We start from the raw sequence: 18,413 nt of genomic DNA on the forward strand, positions 1-18,413 counted from the left end.
GAATCCCCGGGAGCATAGCTAACTATGTGACCGGGGTGAGCGAGTGCAGCCAACAAAGAGGCAACTTGAAAGATAACGGGTATATACACTGTCGAAAGTACCGTGCGTCACATTTATCTATTTTTGTAACCAAGGGCTTACTCGTGACTACAATCGTAAGTGTTCGCCGTAATGGCCAAGTCGTAATCGGTGGTGATGGACAGGCAACGATGGGTAATACCGTCATGAAAGGCAATGTCCGTAAAGTTCGCCGCCTCTATAATGACAAAGTAATCGCGGGTTTTGCCGGCGGTACAGCAGACGCTTTTACTCTGTTTGAACTGTTTGAACGTAAACTTGAAATGCACCAAGGGCATCTGACCAAAGCAGCGGTTGAGCTTGCTAAAGACTGGCGCACTGATCGCATGCTACGCAAACTGGAAGCTCTGCTGGCAGTCGCAGATGAAAATACCTCCCTGATCATTACAGGTAACGGCGATGTCATTCAGCCAGAAAATGACCTAATTGCCATTGGTTCCGGTGGCCCATACGCCCAATCTGCTGCACGAGCAATGCTGGATAATACCGATCTCAGCGCCAGACAAATTGCAGAGAAAGCGTTAACCATTGCCGGTGATATCTGCATTTATACCAACCATAATCACAACTTCGAAGAACTTCCTTCAAAAGCGTAAGGGTAGATAGTATGTCTGAAATGACTCCACGCGAAATTGTCAGCGAACTTGACAAACACATTATTGGTCAGGACAAAGCGAAACGCGCTGTAGCTATCGCACTCCGTAACCGCTGGCGTCGTATGCAGCTAGATGAAACGCTGCGCTACGAAGTAACACCTAAAAATATCCTGATGATTGGTCCGACTGGGGTAGGTAAAACCGAAATCGCCCGTCGCCTGGCAAAACTGGCAAATGCGCCGTTTATCAAAGTCGAAGCGACAAAATTCACCGAAGTTGGCTATGTTGGTAAAGAAGTCGACTCTATCATCCGTGATCTGACCGATGCCGCGGTTAAAATGGTCCGCCTGCAATCCATCGAAAAAAACCGTTATCGGGCAGAAGAATTGGCAGAAGAGCGTATTCTGGATGCCCTGATCCCACCAGCCAAAAATAACTGGGGACAAACGGAGACGCAAGTCGAGCCATCAGCCGCACGCCAGGCATTCCGTAAGAAACTACGTGAAGGTCAACTTGATGATAAAGAAATCGAGATTGATGTTGCTACCACACCTGTGGGCGTCGAGATCATGGCGCCTCCGGGTATGGAAGAGATGACAAATCAGTTGCAATCTATGTTCCAGAACCTTGCCGGTCAGAAACACAAATCTCGTAAGCTAAAAATCAAGGATGCTTTCAAGCTACTGATCGAAGAAGAAGCCTCTAAACTAGTTAACCCGGAAGAATTGAAACAACAGGCTATTGATTCCGTTGAACAACACGGTATTGTCTTCATTGATGAAATCGACAAAATCTGCAAACGAGGTCAGACCTCAGGCCCTGATGTTTCCCGTGAAGGTGTTCAGCGTGACCTGTTGCCATTGGTGGAAGGTTGTACAGTATCCACTAAACACGGCATGGTAAAAACAGACCACATCCTGTTTATCGCCTCAGGTGCATTCCAGGTTGCCAGTCCTTCCGATCTTATCCCTGAATTACAAGGGCGCCTGCCGATCCGAGTGGAGTTACAGGCACTAACTACAAAAGATTTTGAGCGTATTCTGACTGAACCGAGTGCATCCCTGACGGAGCAGTACAAAGCACTGATGGAAACGGAAGGTATGATCATCAGTTTCACGGATGATGGCATTAGCAAAATTGCAGAATCCGCATGGCAGGTAAATGAATCGACCGAAAATATCGGGGCCCGTCGCCTACATACTGTGCTTGAGCGGCTGATAGAAGATATCTCCTTCGAAGCCAGCGAACGCCGTGGCCAGTCAGTTGATATTGATGCCGACTATGTTAAAAAACATCTAGATGAATTGGTTGCAGATGAAGATCTGAGCCGCTTTATCCTATAATCGGTATATACGATTTCTGATCCGCTATAATGAATCATGGGAGGCAAGCCTCCCATGATTCATTATAAATTTACAGGAGTAAGTGAACTCAGAAATGAACTCATCAACTTCCATCAGTCAAACTCAAGCATGGCTGGAAAGTTTGCGCCCTAAAACGCTACCACTCGCCCTTGCCGCCATTATTACTGGCTCAGCCCTTGCTGCTTGGACAGGGCATTTCAAGCTACCAGTCGCCTTACTAGCGCTATTAACAGCTGCCATACTGCAAATTCTGTCCAATCTCGCCAATGATTACGGTGATGTTATCAAAGGCAGTGATACTGAAAAGCGTATCGGGCCACTACGGGGTATGCAAAAAGGCATTATTACCATCTCACAGATGAAAAAAGCGCTGAAGATTATTGTCCTGCTAACTTGTCTGTCTGGTAGCGCCTTGATTGCCGTTGCCTGTGAAGAACCTAGCGATATATTCGGTTTTTTAGCACTTGGCTTGCTAGCAATTATTGCCGCAATTACCTATACAGTCGGTACAAAGCCTTATGGCTATATGGGACTTGGCGATATTTCAGTACTGATTTTCTTTGGCTGGTTAAGTGTTGCCGGTACTTATTATCTTCAAGCAGGTTTTTTTGACTCGGTTGTCATACTCCCGGCGACAGCCTGTGGTCTTCTCTCTGCTGCTGTTTTAAATATCAATAACTTGCGTGATATTGAAGATGACAAACGGCATGGCAAAAACACCCTGGCCGTCCGTCTCGGCCCTAAAAAAGCCCGTCATTATCATGGATGTTTAATAATCACAGCAATACTCTGCTTGGTATTATTCACCATACAAAACCCGTCTGGCTGGTCAAGCTGGTTGTTCCTGCTCGCTCTGCCTTGGTTGTTCAAACATATGTGGTATGTACTTAATGAACCCACACCGGAGGGAATGCGACCAATGTTGGGACAGATGGTTAAGGCGGCATTATTGACTAATATTCTATTTTCAGTTGGTCTTATTTTTAATTAGACAATATTTGCGCTGTTTTTCCGAAGGTGTTGTAACTTAATCATTCTGGATACCTGTTAACAATATCAATTTAATAATTGATGATTTTGCTAACATCGGCCTGAAAGGGATATACTTACTGTTCCATACCTTAACCAGACGTAAATCCTATGAAATATGATACTTCCGAGCTTTGTGACATCTATCAAGAAGAAGTAAATGTGGTAGAGCCTATGTTCTCCAATTTTGGCGGGCGTACTTCATTTGGTGGTCAAATCATCACGGTTAAATGCTTTGAAGACAACGGGTTACTGTACGACCTGCTTGAAGACAACGGTCATGGACGCATTTTACTGGTAGATGGTGGTGGTTCTGTACGCCAAGCATTAATTAACGCTGAGTTGGCACAACTCGCTGTGCAAAATGGATGGGAGGGCATTGTTGTTTACGGTGCTGTACGTCAGGTTGACCAGTTAGCAGAGTTCGACCTCGGCATTCAAGCTATAGCCGCTATTCCTGCTGGCTGTCGTGATGAAGGGACCGGCGCAAGCGATATCCGGGTGAATTTTGGTGGTGTCACCTTCTTCTCTGGCGATTATTTGTATGCCGATAACACCGGTATCATTTTGTCTGAAGAACCACTGGGACTTGATGATAACGAAGAAGATGAGATCATCTGATGATAACGTATGATAAAACTAAGGGCGATTTTTCAGATCGCCCTTCTCTTGTCTGTTGGAAATTTTAATTACTGAACATCTTCCATTTTGCCTAACAAGGCACGCAAACGTTCTTGCCATACTTGTTGCTCTTGTTTTAATTGCTCATTTTCATGAGCCAGAGACTCACGGCCGCTGGTTGCATTCTGGATCTCCTGAGACAAAGATCGATTTTTTTCTTTTAATTCTTCAATTTCCATTTGTAGCAGGGTAATAGTATCAATCGCCTGCTGAACCTTGGCTTCCAGCTTTTCAAACACTTCAAATGACATTCTCGGTTCCCCCTTATAAGCAATTGTCTGATTGTATGTAGCCAAAGCTCCCCTGTCTAGCAACATCCCCAACACATGAAAAATAACTACCAAATAAAAAGCTCAAAATGTCTCACACTTTAATTTTTAGCAAAATAGCGGATAAATGCGGATTCGCTCATTTTGTTGACACAACACACACATTTTAATTTCGCTATTTCTCGTTTCCGCTCATTAACGATAAATTTACATAATCTCCTTTTCAATTTCTGAAAGGTGACAATAATAATTACGCCTCTAAAATCTTCTTTGTAGGATAGAACATATGAGCCAAACCACTAGCACGACATTAACCGGACAATGTATCTCTGAGTTTCTTGGTACCGCACTATTGGTTTTCCTTGGAGTAGGCTGTGTTGCCGCTGCACGTATTGCCGGCGCGCAATTAGGCTTATGGGAAATCAGTATTATTTGGGGTATGAGCGTTGCGTTGGCTGTTTATCTCACCGCAGGTGTTTCCGGTGCTCACCTTAACCCAGCAGTGACGATTGCCTTATGGTTGTTTGCCCGTTTTGATGGCAAAAAGGTTATCCCTTTCATTATTGCCCAAATGATTGGTGGCTTCATCGCTGCCGTTCTCATTTACATGATGTACTACAGCGTATTCCTTGATTACGAACAGGTACACAATATCATTCGTGGGACGCCTGAAAGCCTGTTTACAGCAGGTGTATTCTCTACTTACCCAATGGCGCCACTGTCCATTTCTCAGGCTTTTATGATAGAAGTTATCATTGCCGCCATTCTGCTCTGTTTGATTCTGTCGCTGACTGACGACGGCAACGGTATTCCCCGCGGTCCTCTGGCCCCGTTACTGATTGGTATTGTGATTGCCGTTATCGGCGGTGCATTTGGCCCATTAACCGGTTTCGCGCTGAACCCGGCCCGTGACTTTGGCCCCAAATTAGTTGCTTATCTGGCTGGTTGGGGAGATATTGCCCTGACGGGTGGGCGTGAAATCCCTTACTGTCTGGTTACTCTGACCGCCCCTATTATCGGCGGTATTGTGGGAGCATTTGGCTACCGCAAACTTATTGGTCGCAATTTACCATCTGATGTTCATAAGACTGAAGACCAGAAGAATAAGAAAGCCTAAAGTAGAGCATTACCAGAACAGGTTATTATCATGACAACAGAAAATATGATTGAGAAAAAGTATATTGTCGCTCTTGATCAGGGAACCACCAGTTCCCGAGCAATAATTCTTGATCACGACGCCAATATTATCTCAATTTCCCAAAGAGAGTTTACGCAAATTTATCCTAAACCGGGTTGGGTAGAACACGATCCAATGGAAATCTGGGCAACCCAAAGCTCAACTTTAGTAGAAGTATTGGCGAAAGCGGATATTAGTTCTGATCAGATTGCCGGTATTGGGATTACCAACCAACGTGAAACAACGATTATTTGGGAAAAAGAAACCGGTAAACCTATTTACAATGCCATCGTTTGGCAATGTCGCCGTACCGCAGACGCGTGTACTAAACTCAAACAAAAAGAGGGATTAGAAGAATATATTCGCCAGAATACAGGGCTGGTAGTAGACCCTTATTTCTCCGGCACCAAAGTAAAATGGATCTTAGATAACGTCGCAGGCGCCCGTGAACGAGCTGAAAAGGGTGAGCTCCTATTCGGTACTGTGGATACTTGGCTGGTATGGAAAATGACTCAAGGCCGTGTCCACGTTACCGATTTCACAAACGCCTCCCGAACAATGCTGTTCAATATTCACAATCTGGAGTGGGATCAGCATATTCTTGATGAGTTACAAATCCCGCGATCCCTACTGCCTAGCGTTCATTCATCTTCTGAGATTTATGGTCAGACCAACATCGGCGGTAAAGGCGGCACCCGGATCCCTATCTCAGGTATCGCAGGTGATCAGCAAGCTGCTCTATATGGTCAACTTTGTGTCCAACCGGGTATGGCGAAAAACACCTACGGGACAGGCTGTTTCCTACTGATGAACACGGGTACAGATGCCGTACGCTCCAATCACGGCCTACTGACAACCATTGCCTGTGGTCCTCGCGGCGAAGTGAACTATGCACTTGAAGGTGCGGTTTTCGTTGGTGGTGCCTCTATTCAGTGGTTGCGTGATGAACTGAAACTTATTGCAGATGCGGCTGACTCCGAATATTTTGCCACTAAAGTTAAAAATAGTAACGGCGTGTATGTGGTCCCTGCTTTTACCGGCCTTGGTGCCCCCTATTGGGATCCCTATGCCCGAGGGTCAATTTTCGGCCTAACCCGCGGCACCAACAGTAATCACATCATTCGTGCGACGCTGGAATCTATCGCCTATCAGACCCGTGATGTACTGGACGCTATGCAAGCTGATGCAGGCACCCGGCTGCAAGCACTACGGGTAGATGGTGGAGCCGTTGCCAATAACTTCCTGATGCAATTCCAATCAGATATTCTTGGCACCCGTGTAGAACGCCCTGTGGTACGTGAAAGCACTGCATTGGGTGCAGCATTCCTCGCAGGATTGGCAGTTGGCTACTGGAAAGACCTGGATGAAGTGAAAAGTAAAGCCACCATTGAAAAAGAATTCCGTCCAAGCATTGAAACCACTGAACGTAATTACAAATACAATGGCTGGAAAAAAGCAGTTGCCCGTGCGCAGGATTGGGAAGATAAAGGCTAAAGCATTCTAATTAATATAAAGAAAGGGTGAAATTACCACCCTTTCTTTACTATATGATTAAACGACATGTCCCTGGCGTTGCATCCTATGTGCCAATGGTAACCAACAAAGCAAGATCAAAACTGACGTAAAGAATATCAGCATGCCTACACTGAATTGATTATTTTGCGGCAGCATTGCAGATAACCAGGTTACTAAGCCAGAGCCAACATTCTGCAAACCACCGACCAGCGCTCCCGCTGCACCGGCCAGATAAGGAAATGGCTCCATTACCCCTGTTATTGCTAGTGGAAACAACATTCCTGCACCAAAGAAAAAAGCAGTGCGCAATTTTATTTTCAGAAAAAATTGCAGTCAATTACGCCACATATGGCAACAAATATGCACATATAAACCCAGCATTAATAAAATAATAGTTAATTTTTCTATGACACAGAATCGATAATGGTATTTATCTCTATAGGACTAAAATAGCGACGTAAAAACAAACTGTTCGGAGATTTCTTTCGGGATAGGAGATAAGTTCCAATGGCAAACTGGGTTACAGGAAAAGTTACACAAGTTATTCACTGGACGAATACCTTATTCAGCATCAGGATACATGCACCGGTTGAAGAATTTACTGCGGGTCAGTTTGCAAAACTGGCGATGGAAATAGATGATGAACGGGTGCAACGGGCCTACTCTTATGTTAATGCCCCGATAGATAATAATCTTGAATTCTACTTAGTGACGGTTCCAGAAGGCAAACTCAGCCCACGGTTAGCAGCTCTGCAACCGGGTGATGATCTCTTAGTAACAGAACAAGCCGCAGGCTTTTTTATTCTTGATGAAATACCTGATTGTGAAACATTATGGATGCTTTCAACAGGGACTGCCATTGGCCCTTATCTGTCAATCCTCCAGCAAGGCGATCATCTGGATAGATTCAAGAACATCGTATTGGTGCATGCGGTCAGACTAACACAAGATTTAAGCTATCTGCCCTTAATGCAGCAATTAGTTGAACGTCTCAATGGCAAGTTACGAATTCAGACTATCGTCAGTCGTGAACAAAACCCCGGCTCATTGACTGGCCGTATCCCGCCATTGATCGAGAACGGCGAACTTGAGTCCGCTGTCGGACTTACGATGAGCAGTGACAACAGCCATATTATGTTATGCGGTAACCCTCAGATGGTGAAAGATACCCAGCAACTACTAAAAGAGCAGCGCGGAATGATAAAACACTTACGCCGCAAACCGGGGCATATCACCAGTGAGCAATATTGGTAATTTCAATCATCTTTGACAGAAATAAAATCCACTTTCTCTGTCGCCTCACCAAACCGGTTTGGCCCATCCGTACCACGGAATACACCGCAATCAAGCACCATCATTACAATGATCAATGTGGGGATAAAACGGCCAATCCCCCATTGCCAGAACGGTGCCATGCCACCCCAGTCAACAGCAATCAACAGCCCTGCCAGTAATAAAAGCAGCGACCAGCCTCCTCGCTTATTTCGATCATGCAGACGCTTAACCATCATTGCCGCTACGGGATACATCACCAAGACAAGTGCAAAAACAGCATAGTGCATGGTCAAAGAATTCATTCCCTGAATAGTCAAGATAACAAACATCAAAGCCAAGCAAACACCAATGCCAATCCAGAATTCACAACGCCCAATTCGTCCTTTGAATGAAAAACCCCATTGTTGTAATGTCATCTATTCTTTTCCAATCGTGTATTCTGTTTCTCTGCGCAGTTTAACCTAAGCGAGCGGCAACATGAAAATGGACGTTAATAAATTTCTAGCCATAATATTAGCGGCAAACAGCGTCGGTTTGCCATTGGTAGCCAATGCTGATAAATCTACAACCACAGAACCCACAGTACAAGCGACCTATCTTCTGCCGAATGCCCCCTCTTTCGATGAAACTATCCCGCGATTTCGCGAAAAATATAATCGCCGCAACCCGACATTGCCACTACGCGAGTATCGGGTAATCATAAGTAAAAACATTTATCCTCCACTGACACGAGCTGCCAGCAAAATCAATGAAAAACTCTATTCTTCCGCCGTACTTGAGCGAGGAAGCGAAAAAATCAAAAGCCTGCAACTGACATTACTACCATCAGAAAATACCGCTGAAACTCAGCAAAACCAAATGTTGGCAGAGCAGTACATGACCGCCCTAATGCGCCACTTTAACCCAACGCTTTCACAGGAACAAAGCAAAGAGAATATTGATAACTTACTCATAAACAGCAAAAAATCGCCATTTTACAGCCACAACATCGGCGCTATTCGCTATATTGTGGTAAATAGTAGTGAAAAAACGCTTACTTTCGCTATTGAACCGATTAAGCTATGGTTATTTGAACCCGATAACTAATCAAATTTAGCAATAAAAAAAAGCTATTGTTGGCAATGATCACTATACTGTGGAGCGCCGATCTACCGAATCGATCTTAAGAATGAATTTCATTCAACTCACTACTTAAACATTCTCTGGTTGGAGGAAAAAACATGCGACATCCATTAGTTATGGGTAACTGGAAATTGAATGGCAGCACCCATATGGTTAACGAACTCATCACTGGCCTGCGTCAAGAATTAAGCAGTGTTACCGGCTGTGACGTCGCTATCGCGCCACCAGCGCTTTATCTCTCTCAGGCTAAACAAGCACTGGCTGGCAGCCGCATTGCTCTAGGTGCACAGGACGTTGACGTTAACCTGTCTGGTGCATTTACCGGTGAAACTTCCGCCACAATGTTGAAAGACATTGGCGCAGAATACATTATTATCGGCCACTCTGAACGCCGTACTTACCACCAAGAAAGTGATGAATTCATTGCGAAAAAATTTTCCATTCTTAAACAACAAGGTCTAATCCCTGTTTTGTGCATCGGCGAAACTGAACAGGAAAATGAAGCCGGCCAAACTGAAAGCGTATGTGCAAGGCAAATTGATGCGGTTCTGAACACATTGGGCGCAGAAGCATTTCAAGATGCGGTCATTGCTTACGAACCTGTTTGGGCGATTGGTACAGGCAAATCAGCAACACCAGCACAAGCTCAGGCTGTGCACAAATTCATTCGTGATCATATTGCGCAGAGAGATGCAGCAATCGCAAAACAGGTCATTATCCAGTACGGCGGCTCTGTAAACGCAGATAATGCCGCTGAACTATTCGCTCAGCCAGACATTGACGGTGCATTAGTTGGCGGTGCATCTCTAAAAGCTAATGCTTTCGCTGTTATCGTAAAAGCCGCAGCCACTGCGAAAAAAGCCTAATTCATATTTCAACGATAACTGACCGCCGTACACCTACGGCGGTTACTCATTTCTATCGCTGAATAATCTCATCAAACACACCGCCAGTCGCAAAATGCACTTTTTGAGCTTCACCCCAACCGCCGAATATCTTATCGACAGTAAATAATTCCAACGCAGGAAAAGAGGAGCGGTACTTATCAGCAACCGCTTTATCACGTGGTCGATAATAGTTTTTAGCCGCTATCTCCTGCCCAACTGGCGAGTAAAGGTATTGCAGATATTCTGTTGCTAACTCACGGCTATGACGTTTATCAACAACCTTATCAACAACAGAAACCGTCGGCTCAGCCAGAATTGAAAGACTAGGTGTCACAATTTCGAATTTATCTTTATCAAGCGCATTAATCGCTAATAATGCCTCATTCTCCCAGGCAATTAATACATCACCGATTCCACGCTCGACAAAAGTACTGGTCGCTCCTCTTGCGCCAGAATCGAGCACTTCAACATTCCGGTAAAGGGCTTTAACAAACGCTTTCGCTTTGTCCTGTTCCTGATTGTTATGAATCAACCCATAACCCCATGCAGCCAAATAATTCCAGCGTGCACCGCCCGATGTTTTTGGATTAGGTGTCACAACAGATACTCCTGGACGAACTAAATCTGACCAGTCTTTAATTTGCTTTGGATTACCTTTCCGCACTAAAAAAACAATGGTTGAAGTATAGGGGGCAGAATTCTCTGGCAAACGCTTAATCCATGCTTTCGCTATCCGGCCACGTTCCGCAATGGCATCCACATCATAGGCCAAAGCCAGTGTCACCACATCCGCCTCAAGGCCATTGATAACAGAAGTTGCCTGTTTACCCGAACCACCATGAGATTGCCGGATTATCACTTTATCCCCAGTCTTCTGCTGCCAATAATTACTAAAAGCCTGATTATATTGCTGATATAACTCGCGGGTTGGATCATAGGAAACATTAAGAAGCTGAAGATCTTTTGCCCATACGCTGCTACTGGTAATCAATAGTAACGCCAATGCCACACGCCATCTGACTTTCATTTGAATCTCTCCACAAGCTGTTTTAACTGTTATGAAATTCAAGGCTGACAGAAAGCGTTATCACTCAGAAATAATTAAAAGCATTTATTTATATGCGATAGGAATATACTAAGGAGACATTACAGCCTCCAACGAGGCTGCAACGGATTTAGATTTGCCGGGATTAACGTGATCAATACAACTTTTTCGCGGTTTCCAACCAATCCTGTTTAAACACACGTTTCATATTTTGCACTGCATCAATGATGTCATGATGAACAAGTTTCTCGTTCTGAATACCAACACAACGACCACCATAACCTTCCAACAGTAATTGAATGGAATATGCCCCCATACGGGAAGCCAGAATACGATCATAGGCAACCGGGGAACCACCACGCTGAACATGGCCTAAGACTGTGGCACGGGTTTCATGATGCGTCTCTTTTTCGATATGTCTCGCAAGTTCATAAACATCACAAACATGTTCGGTAATTGCAACGATGGCGTGGCGTTTACCTTTATCGATACCCGCTTTAATTTCAGCTACGAGCTCATCACAACTAAATGAGACTTCCGGTAGAACAATAAACTCACAACCACCTGCAATAGCGGCTGACAAAGTGAGATCACCACAATAACGTCCCATGACTTCAACAATGGAAATACGTTTGTGGGAAGTCGAGGTATCACGCAGACGGTCAATCGCTTCAACCACCGTTTCCAGCGCCGTGAAATAGCCGATGGTATAGTCGGTACCCGCCACATCATTATCAATCGTGCCCGGCAGACCAATGCAGGGGAAACCCGCTTCTGTCAGTTTTTTCGCGCCAAGATAGGAACCGTCACCGCCGATAACAACCAGAGCATCAAGACCGTTTTTTCTCATGTTCTCAATAGCGACAGTACGAACCTTCTCATCCCTGAACTCTGGGAAACGAGCTGAACCTAGAAAAGTACCACCACGGTTAATCATGTCGGATACACTAAAACGGTCAAGTTTCTTCATGCGGTTTTCATACAAGCCAAGATAGCCATCATAAATACCGAAAACTTCCAACCCTTCGGCTAATCCCGCACGGACCACACCACGAATAGCTGCATTCATACCCGGCGCATCACCGCCACTCGTTAAGACACCGATTCTTTTGATCTCATTGCTCATGACGACCTCTGACTTGTAGATGTAATAATTGCAAACCCGCTAACGGCGGACTCCGTATGCGATCACTTTGCCTGAGAAATCTGCCTTTTTAACCTGCTACCACCCAGCGTACTGAAACAATCAAGCTGAATTGATTCAACTTTTCATATAATACGGTAAAAAACCAAGTCTGCATTAACAATAAGTCCCTTTTTTGAGATCAAGTTGGCTAAAAAGCCATTTAATTATGCTCCTATAGCTCTTAAGGTCATCAACCAACCTCCGAGAAATCCTATCCTTATATCCCCGCTCGCACTGGGCAACTGTCTTGAGCGACAATTTATAAACCAAATCTCCGGCCCGTTTACCAATAGCAATGACGAGCAAGATAATCTCATTGTCGTTCACCTCTGGATAACCTAACTTCTTCCACTCCTTTAAAGCTCGCTTTTCAAATTTCAGACTATAGGTCATCAAGGCTCACACTAACAAATTCAGCATCTTTTAAACGATTATCGGCAACTTTGTTCAATGCAGCATCCTCAGCCAATTCCTGATAGTAAGCGAATAATTCAGGCGGCACACAATAAAACACTGGTTCATTTCGGTTTAGGATTACGGTAGCCTCACCTTCTCCCTGTAAATATGTTCCCATAGGGTTACGTTTCAGATCGGTAATACTCGCCGCTGTGTTTGTTAAGATTTGATATGCCATACACCACCTCATGCAATTATATAATTCAACACTAGATCATTTAAGAGCACCTTTAAATGATCTTTTATTTAATCTTTATGTATAAAAATAACGTGTCAGATGGAAAAAGACTGGGGCGGCAAAACATAACGAATCGATCCTATCTAACATGCCACCATGACCTTCAATCATTTCACCGAAATCTTTAATGCCACTATCACGTTTTATCGCCGACATACACAAGCCACCAATAAAGCCCATCAGCGTAATCGCTAATGACATCAAACCTGCCTCCCACGGAGAAAATGGCGTCACCCAATAAAGTGACATTCCTAATAACACTGAAACCAAAATGCCACCAACAAAACCTTCAACTGTTTTATTTGGACTCAATTTAGGCACAATAGGATGTTTGCCAAATAATTTACCAAACACATATTGCAAGACATCTGACATCTGCACCACAATCATTAAAAACAACAATAACTCGACATTCTCCCCTTCATAACCTGGAATATCTAACATCAATAAAGCGGGGGCATGGCTAATACAAAATACAGCAACTAACATACCCCACTGTATTTTGGCTGTCCGTTCCAGAAAGTTCGTTGTATCTCCAGCCAATGCAATACGAGCAGGTAAAAACAGGAAAACATAAACAGGAATGAAAATAGAAAATACGCCATACCACTCAATACCAACGGCAACGTATTGCAATGGCATAAAAATAAAGAAACACCAGAACATGGCCTCATGGTCACTTCGTCGTGTTGGTGTCAAAGTGAAAAATTCCCGTAAAGCGAAAAATGACATACTCGCAAATAATAACACTGAACCGATTGGCCCAATAATCACCGACAACACACAAATAATACACATCCCCCACCAGCCACGGATACGGGCATTCAGATTATCGATTGTCGCATTACTGTTATCCCTTGAATATTTGGAGGAAAGTATTGCACCAACAATACTGGCAATAATTAACGGCACGAACATACCACCCAACAACAGGAGTAGTTTATTATTAAGCATAGTCATAATATTAACGCCTCCAATGCCTGACGAGCTCTCTGCAAAAAGTCAGCTTTTTCCTCTTTTGCACCTAACTTTTCCAAAGGTTGCCCAAATGTTGCCGAGCAAATAACAGGAACAACAAGTGCCGAGCCTTTTGGCAAAACCCTGTTTAAATTTTCCAGATAAACTGGAATAAGCTCAATATCAGGATATTTCTTCGCTAAATAATATAGCCCCCCTTTAAACTTATTGATTTGTTCCCCACTCCCTCGCGTTCCCTCCGGGAACAAAATTAAAGATTCCCCTCGTTTTAATACATCCTCCATGGGTGTCAGGGTATTTCCCTTTAAACAATCCTCTCCTTTACGATCAATAAGCACAGCCCGAAAAACTTTATTAATAAAATATCTGCGCAGATAAGTTTTACTCCAATAATCACGCGCAGCAACTGGATGCACCCGTGAACGTAACACCCGAGGAAATCCAGCCCAGATAACTAATCCATCCAGATGACTGCTATGATTAGCATAATAAATTCGGGAAACTACCGATGGCTTACACCCAATCCAACGAATTCTCACTCCTGTTAACAAACGGCAAAGCCCAGACAGAAACGAACCCATACCTTTACTTACCAGTGTCCCTGCTTGTGGTTTATTCATTACAAGCATCCTTCTCTTGTAATTCATTCAATATGACTCTGGTTCGCCGAACACATGTCCAGAGACAACCCAACGTGATAACGACTAATACCGCCAATAAAAGATACTGGCTCCATAACTGAGGTAAAAAAGCGGCAACAATTGAACTAACAGTAATTAACGCCATCCGATGCTGTTTCGCCATCGGACCGAGGAAACGCTGAGGTAAACCGCAAGTCCCACCTAATAAGCGAATATAAGCGGTCAAAACAGCTAATAATGCAGTAATACAGCCAAGAGAAACCGCAAATGGAAAAAGTGTTAAACCATACCCCACCCCAATCAGAATAAAAGAATCAGCAATACGATCAGGAAGATCATTAAAAACAGTACCGGCAGCCGTCTTCAATCCCCCTTCAACAGCAACCATGCCATCCAATAAATTACACATTAGTCGGCCTTGAATAAGCAAGGCACCAATAATCAATAAAACTGAAGTCAACCAAAAAGACTCGACTAAAAAACACACGGCAAAACACACGCCAGCTAATACAGCAAAAACAACGCTGGCAACAGATATGCCATTTGGTGTCGCCCCTTTACATTGCAACCATTTAGCCATCTTACTGGCCCACACTGCATTGCGTGTCTTGATCGGACGCCGATCTTTTACCTCGTTACCAGACATACCTTTTCCCTTTTTGAGCACAAATGAACAATCAAATCTACTTAAGTTAAATGAAATAAGATAAACAGGATTGGTTAGAATAACAACAATAAAAAAACCTGCCGGTGGGAAGAGGGAAAACGAAGATAGCGTTCATTTTTACAACGCAATACTATGTAATAAAAGGATTTATTTAAAGAAATATTCAACTTTTTGGGTGCAGTTCAATTGGGGCTTATCAATTCAGAACATCATAAAAAATCTTAATAAAAATTAACTATCACTACTACAAGTACATTAATCTCCCGATCTTACAGCTACCTTTAAGTTACATTAAATACAAAATTACCTTTTGCTCTATATTACTCTACAGGCTAATATTTACTGTGGAATGGGAGATTAACCATGATAGAAATTTTTTTCCATCCATCCGCAAACTCTGAAGTAGATGGATTATCAGAAGAACTACAAGGTAAGTTTTATGCGTTAATAGATACATTATCTGATAAACAGCATGATTTACGAGAACCACACTGCAAGCTACTTGAAAAAAGAAACAAAATTTTCGAATTAAGGACAAGTGACGTAGACAACATAACACGAGCTACATGGTGCTACGGGGAAGAACAAAACACTATTTACATGCTTAGTTTCTTTATTAAAAAGTCACAAAAAACAGATGTAAGAGACAAACAAACAGCTATAAATAGAAAAAAAGACATGATTAAAATGCATGAAAGAGGGGATCTAAAATGAGTAAAATAATGACTTTCCGCGAAAAATTGGAAGCCAAGAAAAGAGAGGGAAACCCTGCATTTATCAAGGCATTTGAAGAAACAAAACAGGCTTTAGACCTACATATTCAATTGCAAGAGGAAATGAGATCATGGAGAGAACAGGCGGGGTTAACAAGTGCACAGGTAGCGGAAAGAATGGGAGTTAAGCCTCCAACAATTTCAAGGCTTGAAAAAAACGCAGATAGGGCAAGCATTGAGAGAATTTTAAAATATGCTAGCGTTTGCGGAGTAAAGGAAATCAAACTTACTATTGCATCGTAAAAAGCCGCCTCAACATAGGTAATGCTGCTCAGTTAAGTTTTTTTTATAACGGGCAGGATATTATTCTAGTATATAAGGCACTGAACGTTCGTTTGGTGCTATCCCATTTTTCTGACCGTATAGATCAGTGGCTTATCCATTGCAAAAAGCTATTGCCAAATCTCTTCAAATGGCAATTAGTTAAACAACCATTGTCTGCAAAATTTTTTGAGATTTTGGGTTACGGCCCCTGTATGGCGTATGCTCATCTAGCACCCGACTATTTGCAATCACGTTAAACCCACTGAATGGCGGCATGGAAATTTAGCAGTAACAAGCAACCGTAGCACTCAAAAGTGTCCACACTTAAAAATTTCCACGCTACTTACAGTTGCTCACAAAAATTTTATCTGATTGATTTTAAAGTGAATTAATCTTAGCCAGATAAAAAAATCCCGCCAAAAGGCGGGGGAAAAGACAGGGATGGTGTTTGTTTTCCAAACATAACACATTGTAATAAAAGGATTTAAAAACAAAAATATCCACACCGTGACCACATCGATATACAAAAAAAGCCCTTCGCATGCCGAGGGGCTTTTTTATAACTCAGTTTACTGTCAGACAAAGAAATGCTCCCAGTTATCTGGCTGGAATATTTTTGAGATTCACCTCAAAGTTTTTTACTTAAAAAAGCCCGGTTATTCTTCTGGAGGTGTGCAATATTCTGAGAATTTTTATATTTTCTATATCCTCATCGTAACGGTAGAGCATGATGAAAGGAAAATGAGGGACAACGAGTTTTCTATAACGTTTATCTGGGCTGTTACGAGCCTTTATGCCTGCATATGGGCTAACTTTCAGAAGTTCAGCCATTTCCGAAAATTTTGTATCAACTTTATCAGCCAATAACAGCCCAGCCTGTTCAAAGAAATAGAAATAAATTTGCTCCCGGTCAGTTTGGGCGGTTTCTTCCCATGAAATACGTATCACTTTATCCCCTGCTCAGCTTATTACGCAGTAGAGCCATCCGATGATGACTTTCAGAATCATCGATGAAATGAGCCAAGCCATTTTCACATCGGTCAATTGCTTTCTCAATTTCCGCTTCTAACCAGTGAGCATGGGTATTTTTTTGATACTCACGTTCTTCATTCGCCAACTCTTCGGCTTTTTGTCTCATTAACTTTGTTAAGTCTGTCTGATGGCGTTTGGCAGCTTGCATGGCTAAACGCTTGGTTTCTTCATCAATACGAAAATGAATCGTCTCCATTCACCCTCCTTCGTTCACTATTGCCTCAAAGAATGTTGTCATTTGTGTTGTCACATTAGCACAATAACCTATAACAACAATGTTGTTTTCAAAGAAAACAATCAGATTATTGACAAAGTGTTGGTTTTTTATCCGGCACTTTGCCAATAATCTGAAAAATGATAACCCGCCATATCTGGGAGGCCAGTAAAGAGCAGGCCAGAGAAAACCGATTAACCCTATGGGGGAATAAAGATCTACAAACGACGAAAGGAGGTGATAGAGCGCAGTTTTGCGGATACGAAGCAACATCACGGACACCGTTATACCCGTTTTCGTGGGTTGCAGAAAGTGCAAATACAGTGTTTTTTGGCAGCAACAGCCCAAAATATCAAGAAGATAACATTGCTGATCGCAATGCTTTGTTGCTTTTATTTCTGGAGAACAAGCATTTTATTGCAGGAGAAGTGAAAATAACGCCCTAACGGGGGATTAGACCGGGTTAATGAGGAAAATGGAGACATTATGATTCATAATGAAAGAACCCCCTTTATTTTCAACGAGGTTTGTCAGCAGTTTGAAACCCCTCATATATGTATGAAGGGTTATAAGCCCTTTGCGGGAGAAATTTCTAACAAAGCCCTCATGGGGAATAATCATACTCTAGTTGATAGAATCCAAAAGCCAACTTTCAGATTTACCGATAAGACTTGATGTGCCGATGATTTTGATTATTGCACGTTGTATCTTTTCAACATCTTCACACGTCAAATATGGCTGAAATTGTTCATAGCTAAAATAACGTGCTCAAGCACCAAAAATATTCGTTTTTAGTAACTAACCTGAGTTCTGGTTAAGCCGTCACTAATATGTCCATTTCTGAGCGGGAGATATTCAGTGACGGTTTGTTCTCTTTGAAACAATAAGCGATTAGCCCTCCTAACACATTCAACATGAATCCCTGT

At 43.0% G+C, this 18,413-nt stretch carries 22 protein-coding genes and 3 pseudogenes; 12 read left to right on the forward strand and 13 right to left on the reverse strand.

The features are described 5' to 3' along the window. Nucleotides 1-143 precede the first annotated feature (143 nt). The 4 genes from hslV (at nucleotide 144) to rraA (ending at nucleotide 3,688) form a co-directional block, all read left to right on the forward strand. Nucleotides 144-674: an ATP-dependent protease subunit HslV gene (hslV, locus tag AACQ83_RS17765; protein WP_112878953.1), complete on the forward strand. Its 531-nt coding sequence runs from the start codon at nucleotides 144-146 to the stop codon at nucleotides 672-674. 11 nt (nucleotides 675-685) lie between these two features. Then, the gene (gene hslU, locus AACQ83_RS17770; RefSeq protein WP_112878954.1) at nucleotides 686-2,017 is read left to right on the forward strand and encodes an HslU--HslV peptidase ATPase subunit; all 1,332 of its coding nucleotides are present in this window, start codon (nucleotides 686-688) and stop codon (nucleotides 2,015-2,017) included. Nucleotides 2,018-2,111: 94 nt separating this feature from the next. Then, nucleotides 2,112-3,029 carry a 1,4-dihydroxy-2-naphthoate polyprenyltransferase gene (locus AACQ83_RS17775; RefSeq protein ID WP_112878955.1) on the forward strand — a complete coding sequence of 306 codons (918 nt, stop codon included), beginning with the start codon at nucleotides 2,112-2,114 and terminating at the stop codon, nucleotides 3,027-3,029. 149 nt (nucleotides 3,030-3,178) lie between these two features. Then, nucleotides 3,179-3,688 (forward strand): ribonuclease E activity regulator RraA, encoded by a 510-nt coding sequence (gene rraA / locus AACQ83_RS17780; protein WP_112878956.1) that lies wholly within the window; start codon nucleotides 3,179-3,181, stop codon nucleotides 3,686-3,688. 68 nt (nucleotides 3,689-3,756) lie between these two features. Here the strand turns inward: rraA and zapB are convergent, their stop codons facing one another. Then, nucleotides 3,757-3,999 (reverse strand): septal ring assembly protein ZapB, encoded by a 243-nt coding sequence (gene zapB, locus AACQ83_RS17785; RefSeq protein ID WP_011148831.1) that lies wholly within the window; start codon nucleotides 3,997-3,999, stop codon nucleotides 3,757-3,759. A gap of 304 nt (nucleotides 4,000-4,303) precedes the next feature. Between zapB and AACQ83_RS17790 the strand changes: the two genes are divergently transcribed. Together AACQ83_RS17790 and glpK are read left to right on the forward strand one after the other, a co-directional pair. After that, on the forward strand, nucleotides 4,304-5,134 hold the full coding sequence (locus AACQ83_RS17790) for an MIP/aquaporin family protein (protein WP_112878957.1): 831 nt from the start codon (nucleotides 4,304-4,306) through the stop codon (nucleotides 5,132-5,134). Between the two features lie 30 nt (nucleotides 5,135-5,164). Next, nucleotides 5,165-6,688, forward strand: coding sequence for a glycerol kinase GlpK (glpK, locus tag AACQ83_RS17795; RefSeq protein ID WP_112878958.1), 1,524 nt, complete (start codon nucleotides 5,165-5,167; stop codon nucleotides 6,686-6,688). Between the two features lie 57 nt (nucleotides 6,689-6,745). On the opposite strand, the pseudogene emrD reads toward glpK, so the two are convergent. After that, nucleotides 6,746-7,006: pseudogene (emrD, locus tag AACQ83_RS17800) on the reverse strand (multidrug efflux MFS transporter EmrD); the annotation flags it as partial. Nucleotides 7,007-7,216: 210 nt separating this feature from the next. Here emrD and fpr point away from each other — a divergent pair. Then, nucleotides 7,217-7,963 (forward strand): ferredoxin--NADP(+) reductase, encoded by a 747-nt coding sequence (gene fpr, locus AACQ83_RS17805; RefSeq protein ID WP_112878959.1) that lies wholly within the window; start codon nucleotides 7,217-7,219, stop codon nucleotides 7,961-7,963. A 2-nt stretch (nucleotides 7,964-7,965) separates the two neighbouring features. Here the strand turns inward: fpr and AACQ83_RS17810 are convergent, their stop codons facing one another. Beyond that, nucleotides 7,966-8,400, reverse strand: a complete 435-nt coding sequence (locus AACQ83_RS17810; protein ID WP_112878960.1) for a DUF805 domain-containing protein — start codon at nucleotides 8,398-8,400, stop codon at nucleotides 7,966-7,968. Between the two features lie 67 nt (nucleotides 8,401-8,467). On the opposite strand from AACQ83_RS17810, the gene AACQ83_RS17815 reads away from it, so the two are divergent. Together AACQ83_RS17815 and tpiA are read left to right on the forward strand one after the other, a co-directional pair. Then, the gene (locus tag AACQ83_RS17815) at nucleotides 8,468-9,070 is read left to right on the forward strand and encodes a YiiQ family protein (RefSeq protein WP_370446074.1); all 603 of its coding nucleotides are present in this window, start codon (nucleotides 8,468-8,470) and stop codon (nucleotides 9,068-9,070) included. Between the two features lie 134 nt (nucleotides 9,071-9,204). Further along, the gene (gene tpiA / locus AACQ83_RS17820) at nucleotides 9,205-9,972 is read left to right on the forward strand and encodes a triose-phosphate isomerase (protein WP_112878962.1); all 768 of its coding nucleotides are present in this window, start codon (nucleotides 9,205-9,207) and stop codon (nucleotides 9,970-9,972) included. Between the two features lie 52 nt (nucleotides 9,973-10,024). On the opposite strand, the gene AACQ83_RS17825 is transcribed toward tpiA, so the two are convergent. From AACQ83_RS17825 to AACQ83_RS17855, 7 genes are all read right to left on the reverse strand, one after another. Then, on the reverse strand, nucleotides 10,025-11,020 hold the full coding sequence (locus AACQ83_RS17825) for a sulfate ABC transporter substrate-binding protein (protein ID WP_112878963.1): 996 nt from the start codon (nucleotides 11,018-11,020) through the stop codon (nucleotides 10,025-10,027). Nucleotides 11,021-11,192: 172 nt separating this feature from the next. Continuing rightward, on the reverse strand, nucleotides 11,193-12,164 hold the full coding sequence (gene pfkA, locus AACQ83_RS17830) for a 6-phosphofructokinase (protein WP_112878964.1): 972 nt from the start codon (nucleotides 12,162-12,164) through the stop codon (nucleotides 11,193-11,195). A 174-nt stretch (nucleotides 12,165-12,338) separates the two neighbouring features. Beyond that, on the reverse strand, nucleotides 12,339-12,617 hold the full coding sequence (locus tag AACQ83_RS17835; protein WP_240000850.1) for a hypothetical protein: 279 nt from the start codon (nucleotides 12,615-12,617) through the stop codon (nucleotides 12,339-12,341). Beyond that, complete coding sequence (locus AACQ83_RS17840) at nucleotides 12,607-12,858, reverse strand: plasmid stabilization protein (RefSeq protein WP_112878965.1); 252 nt, start codon at nucleotides 12,856-12,858, stop codon at nucleotides 12,607-12,609. Before AACQ83_RS17840 ends, AACQ83_RS17835 begins: the two co-directional genes overlap by 11 nt. Before the next feature lie 75 nt (nucleotides 12,859-12,933). After that, entirely contained in the window at nucleotides 12,934-13,878 is a 945-nt protein-coding gene (locus AACQ83_RS17845) for a phosphatidate cytidylyltransferase (RefSeq protein WP_191214902.1), read from the reverse strand. Then, nucleotides 13,875-14,516 (reverse strand): lysophospholipid acyltransferase family protein, encoded by a 642-nt coding sequence (locus AACQ83_RS17850; protein WP_112878967.1) that lies wholly within the window; start codon nucleotides 14,514-14,516, stop codon nucleotides 13,875-13,877. Before AACQ83_RS17850 ends, AACQ83_RS17845 begins: the two co-directional genes overlap by 4 nt. After that, complete coding sequence (locus tag AACQ83_RS17855; protein WP_112878968.1) at nucleotides 14,509-15,183, reverse strand: CDP-alcohol phosphatidyltransferase family protein; 675 nt, start codon at nucleotides 15,181-15,183, stop codon at nucleotides 14,509-14,511. The genes AACQ83_RS17850 and AACQ83_RS17855 overlap by 8 nt, the downstream gene beginning before the upstream one ends. Nucleotides 15,184-15,567: 384 nt before the next feature. Between AACQ83_RS17855 and AACQ83_RS17860 the strand changes: the two genes are divergently transcribed. Both AACQ83_RS17860 and AACQ83_RS17865 read left to right on the forward strand, forming a co-directional pair. Beyond that, complete coding sequence (locus AACQ83_RS17860; RefSeq protein ID WP_112878969.1) at nucleotides 15,568-15,918, forward strand: type II toxin-antitoxin system RelE/ParE family toxin; 351 nt, start codon at nucleotides 15,568-15,570, stop codon at nucleotides 15,916-15,918. Next, nucleotides 15,915-16,220 (forward strand): helix-turn-helix domain-containing protein, encoded by a 306-nt coding sequence (locus AACQ83_RS17865; protein ID WP_238399218.1) that lies wholly within the window; start codon nucleotides 15,915-15,917, stop codon nucleotides 16,218-16,220. The genes AACQ83_RS17860 and AACQ83_RS17865 overlap by 4 nt, the downstream gene beginning before the upstream one ends. Before the next feature lie 663 nt (nucleotides 16,221-16,883). On the opposite strand, the gene AACQ83_RS17870 is transcribed toward AACQ83_RS17865, so the two are convergent. Then, nucleotides 16,884-17,189: a type II toxin-antitoxin system RelE/ParE family toxin gene (locus tag AACQ83_RS17870; protein ID WP_023043869.1), complete on the reverse strand. Its 306-nt coding sequence runs from the start codon at nucleotides 17,187-17,189 to the stop codon at nucleotides 16,884-16,886. Nucleotide 17,190: 1 nt separating this feature from the next. Continuing rightward, nucleotides 17,191-17,469, reverse strand: coding sequence for a damage-inducible protein J (locus AACQ83_RS17875; RefSeq protein WP_112878970.1), 279 nt, complete (start codon nucleotides 17,467-17,469; stop codon nucleotides 17,191-17,193). Nucleotides 17,470-17,624: 155 nt separating this feature from the next. Here AACQ83_RS17875 and AACQ83_RS17880 point away from each other — a divergent pair. Then, a pseudogene (locus tag AACQ83_RS17880) lies at nucleotides 17,625-17,919 on the forward strand (transposase); the annotation flags it as partial. 382 nt (nucleotides 17,920-18,301) lie between these two features. On the opposite strand, the pseudogene AACQ83_RS17885 reads toward AACQ83_RS17880, so the two are convergent. After that, nucleotides 18,302-18,413: pseudogene (locus AACQ83_RS17885) on the reverse strand (IS982 family transposase); the annotation flags it as partial.

The organism is Photorhabdus sp. S10-54, assembly GCF_963878145.1.
Classification (GTDB): domain Bacteria; phylum Pseudomonadota; class Gammaproteobacteria; order Enterobacterales; family Enterobacteriaceae; genus Photorhabdus; species Photorhabdus kayaii.

Bases quoted from the DNA above. Each gene is read 5' to 3' on its own strand.
- tpiA (WP_112878962.1), top strand. From the start codon at position 9,205: ATGCGACATCCATTAGTTATGGGTAACTGGAAATTGAATGGCAGCACC.
- fpr (WP_112878959.1), top strand. From the start codon at position 7,217: ATGGCAAACTGGGTTACAGGAAAAGTTACACAAGTTATTCACTGGACG.
- zapB (WP_011148831.1), bottom strand. From the start codon at position 3,999: ATGTCATTTGAAGTGTTTGAAAAGCTGGAAGCCAAGGTTCAGCAGGCG.
- AACQ83_RS17825 (WP_112878963.1), bottom strand. From the start codon at position 11,020: ATGAAAGTCAGATGGCGTGTGGCATTGGCGTTACTATTGATTACCAGT.
- AACQ83_RS17860 (WP_112878969.1), top strand. From the start codon at position 15,568: ATGATAGAAATTTTTTTCCATCCATCCGCAAACTCTGAAGTAGATGGA.
- AACQ83_RS17790 (WP_112878957.1), top strand. From the start codon at position 4,304: ATGAGCCAAACCACTAGCACGACATTAACCGGACAATGTATCTCTGAG.
- hslU (WP_112878954.1), top strand. From the start codon at position 686: ATGTCTGAAATGACTCCACGCGAAATTGTCAGCGAACTTGACAAACAC.
- AACQ83_RS17775 (WP_112878955.1), top strand. From the start codon at position 2,112: ATGAACTCATCAACTTCCATCAGTCAAACTCAAGCATGGCTGGAAAGT.
- rraA (WP_112878956.1), top strand. From the start codon at position 3,179: ATGAAATATGATACTTCCGAGCTTTGTGACATCTATCAAGAAGAAGTA.
- AACQ83_RS17835 (WP_240000850.1), bottom strand. From the start codon at position 12,617: ATGACCTATAGTCTGAAATTTGAAAAGCGAGCTTTAAAGGAGTGGAAG.
- AACQ83_RS17840 (WP_112878965.1), bottom strand. From the start codon at position 12,858: ATGGCATATCAAATCTTAACAAACACAGCGGCGAGTATTACCGATCTG.
- AACQ83_RS17865 (WP_238399218.1), top strand. From the start codon at position 15,915: ATGAGTAAAATAATGACTTTCCGCGAAAAATTGGAAGCCAAGAAAAGA.
- AACQ83_RS17850 (WP_112878967.1), bottom strand. From the start codon at position 14,516: ATGAATAAACCACAAGCAGGGACACTGGTAAGTAAAGGTATGGGTTCG.
- AACQ83_RS17810 (WP_112878960.1), bottom strand. From the start codon at position 8,400: ATGACATTACAACAATGGGGTTTTTCATTCAAAGGACGAATTGGGCGT.
- pfkA (WP_112878964.1), bottom strand. From the start codon at position 12,164: ATGAGCAATGAGATCAAAAGAATCGGTGTCTTAACGAGTGGCGGTGAT.
- AACQ83_RS17855 (WP_112878968.1), bottom strand. From the start codon at position 15,183: ATGTCTGGTAACGAGGTAAAAGATCGGCGTCCGATCAAGACACGCAAT.
- glpK (WP_112878958.1), top strand. From the start codon at position 5,165: ATGACAACAGAAAATATGATTGAGAAAAAGTATATTGTCGCTCTTGAT.
- AACQ83_RS17875 (WP_112878970.1), bottom strand. From the start codon at position 17,469: ATGGAGACGATTCATTTTCGTATTGATGAAGAAACCAAGCGTTTAGCC.
- AACQ83_RS17815 (WP_370446074.1), top strand. From the start codon at position 8,468: ATGGACGTTAATAAATTTCTAGCCATAATATTAGCGGCAAACAGCGTC.
- AACQ83_RS17845 (WP_191214902.1), bottom strand. From the start codon at position 13,878: ATGACTATGCTTAATAATAAACTACTCCTGTTGTTGGGTGGTATGTTC.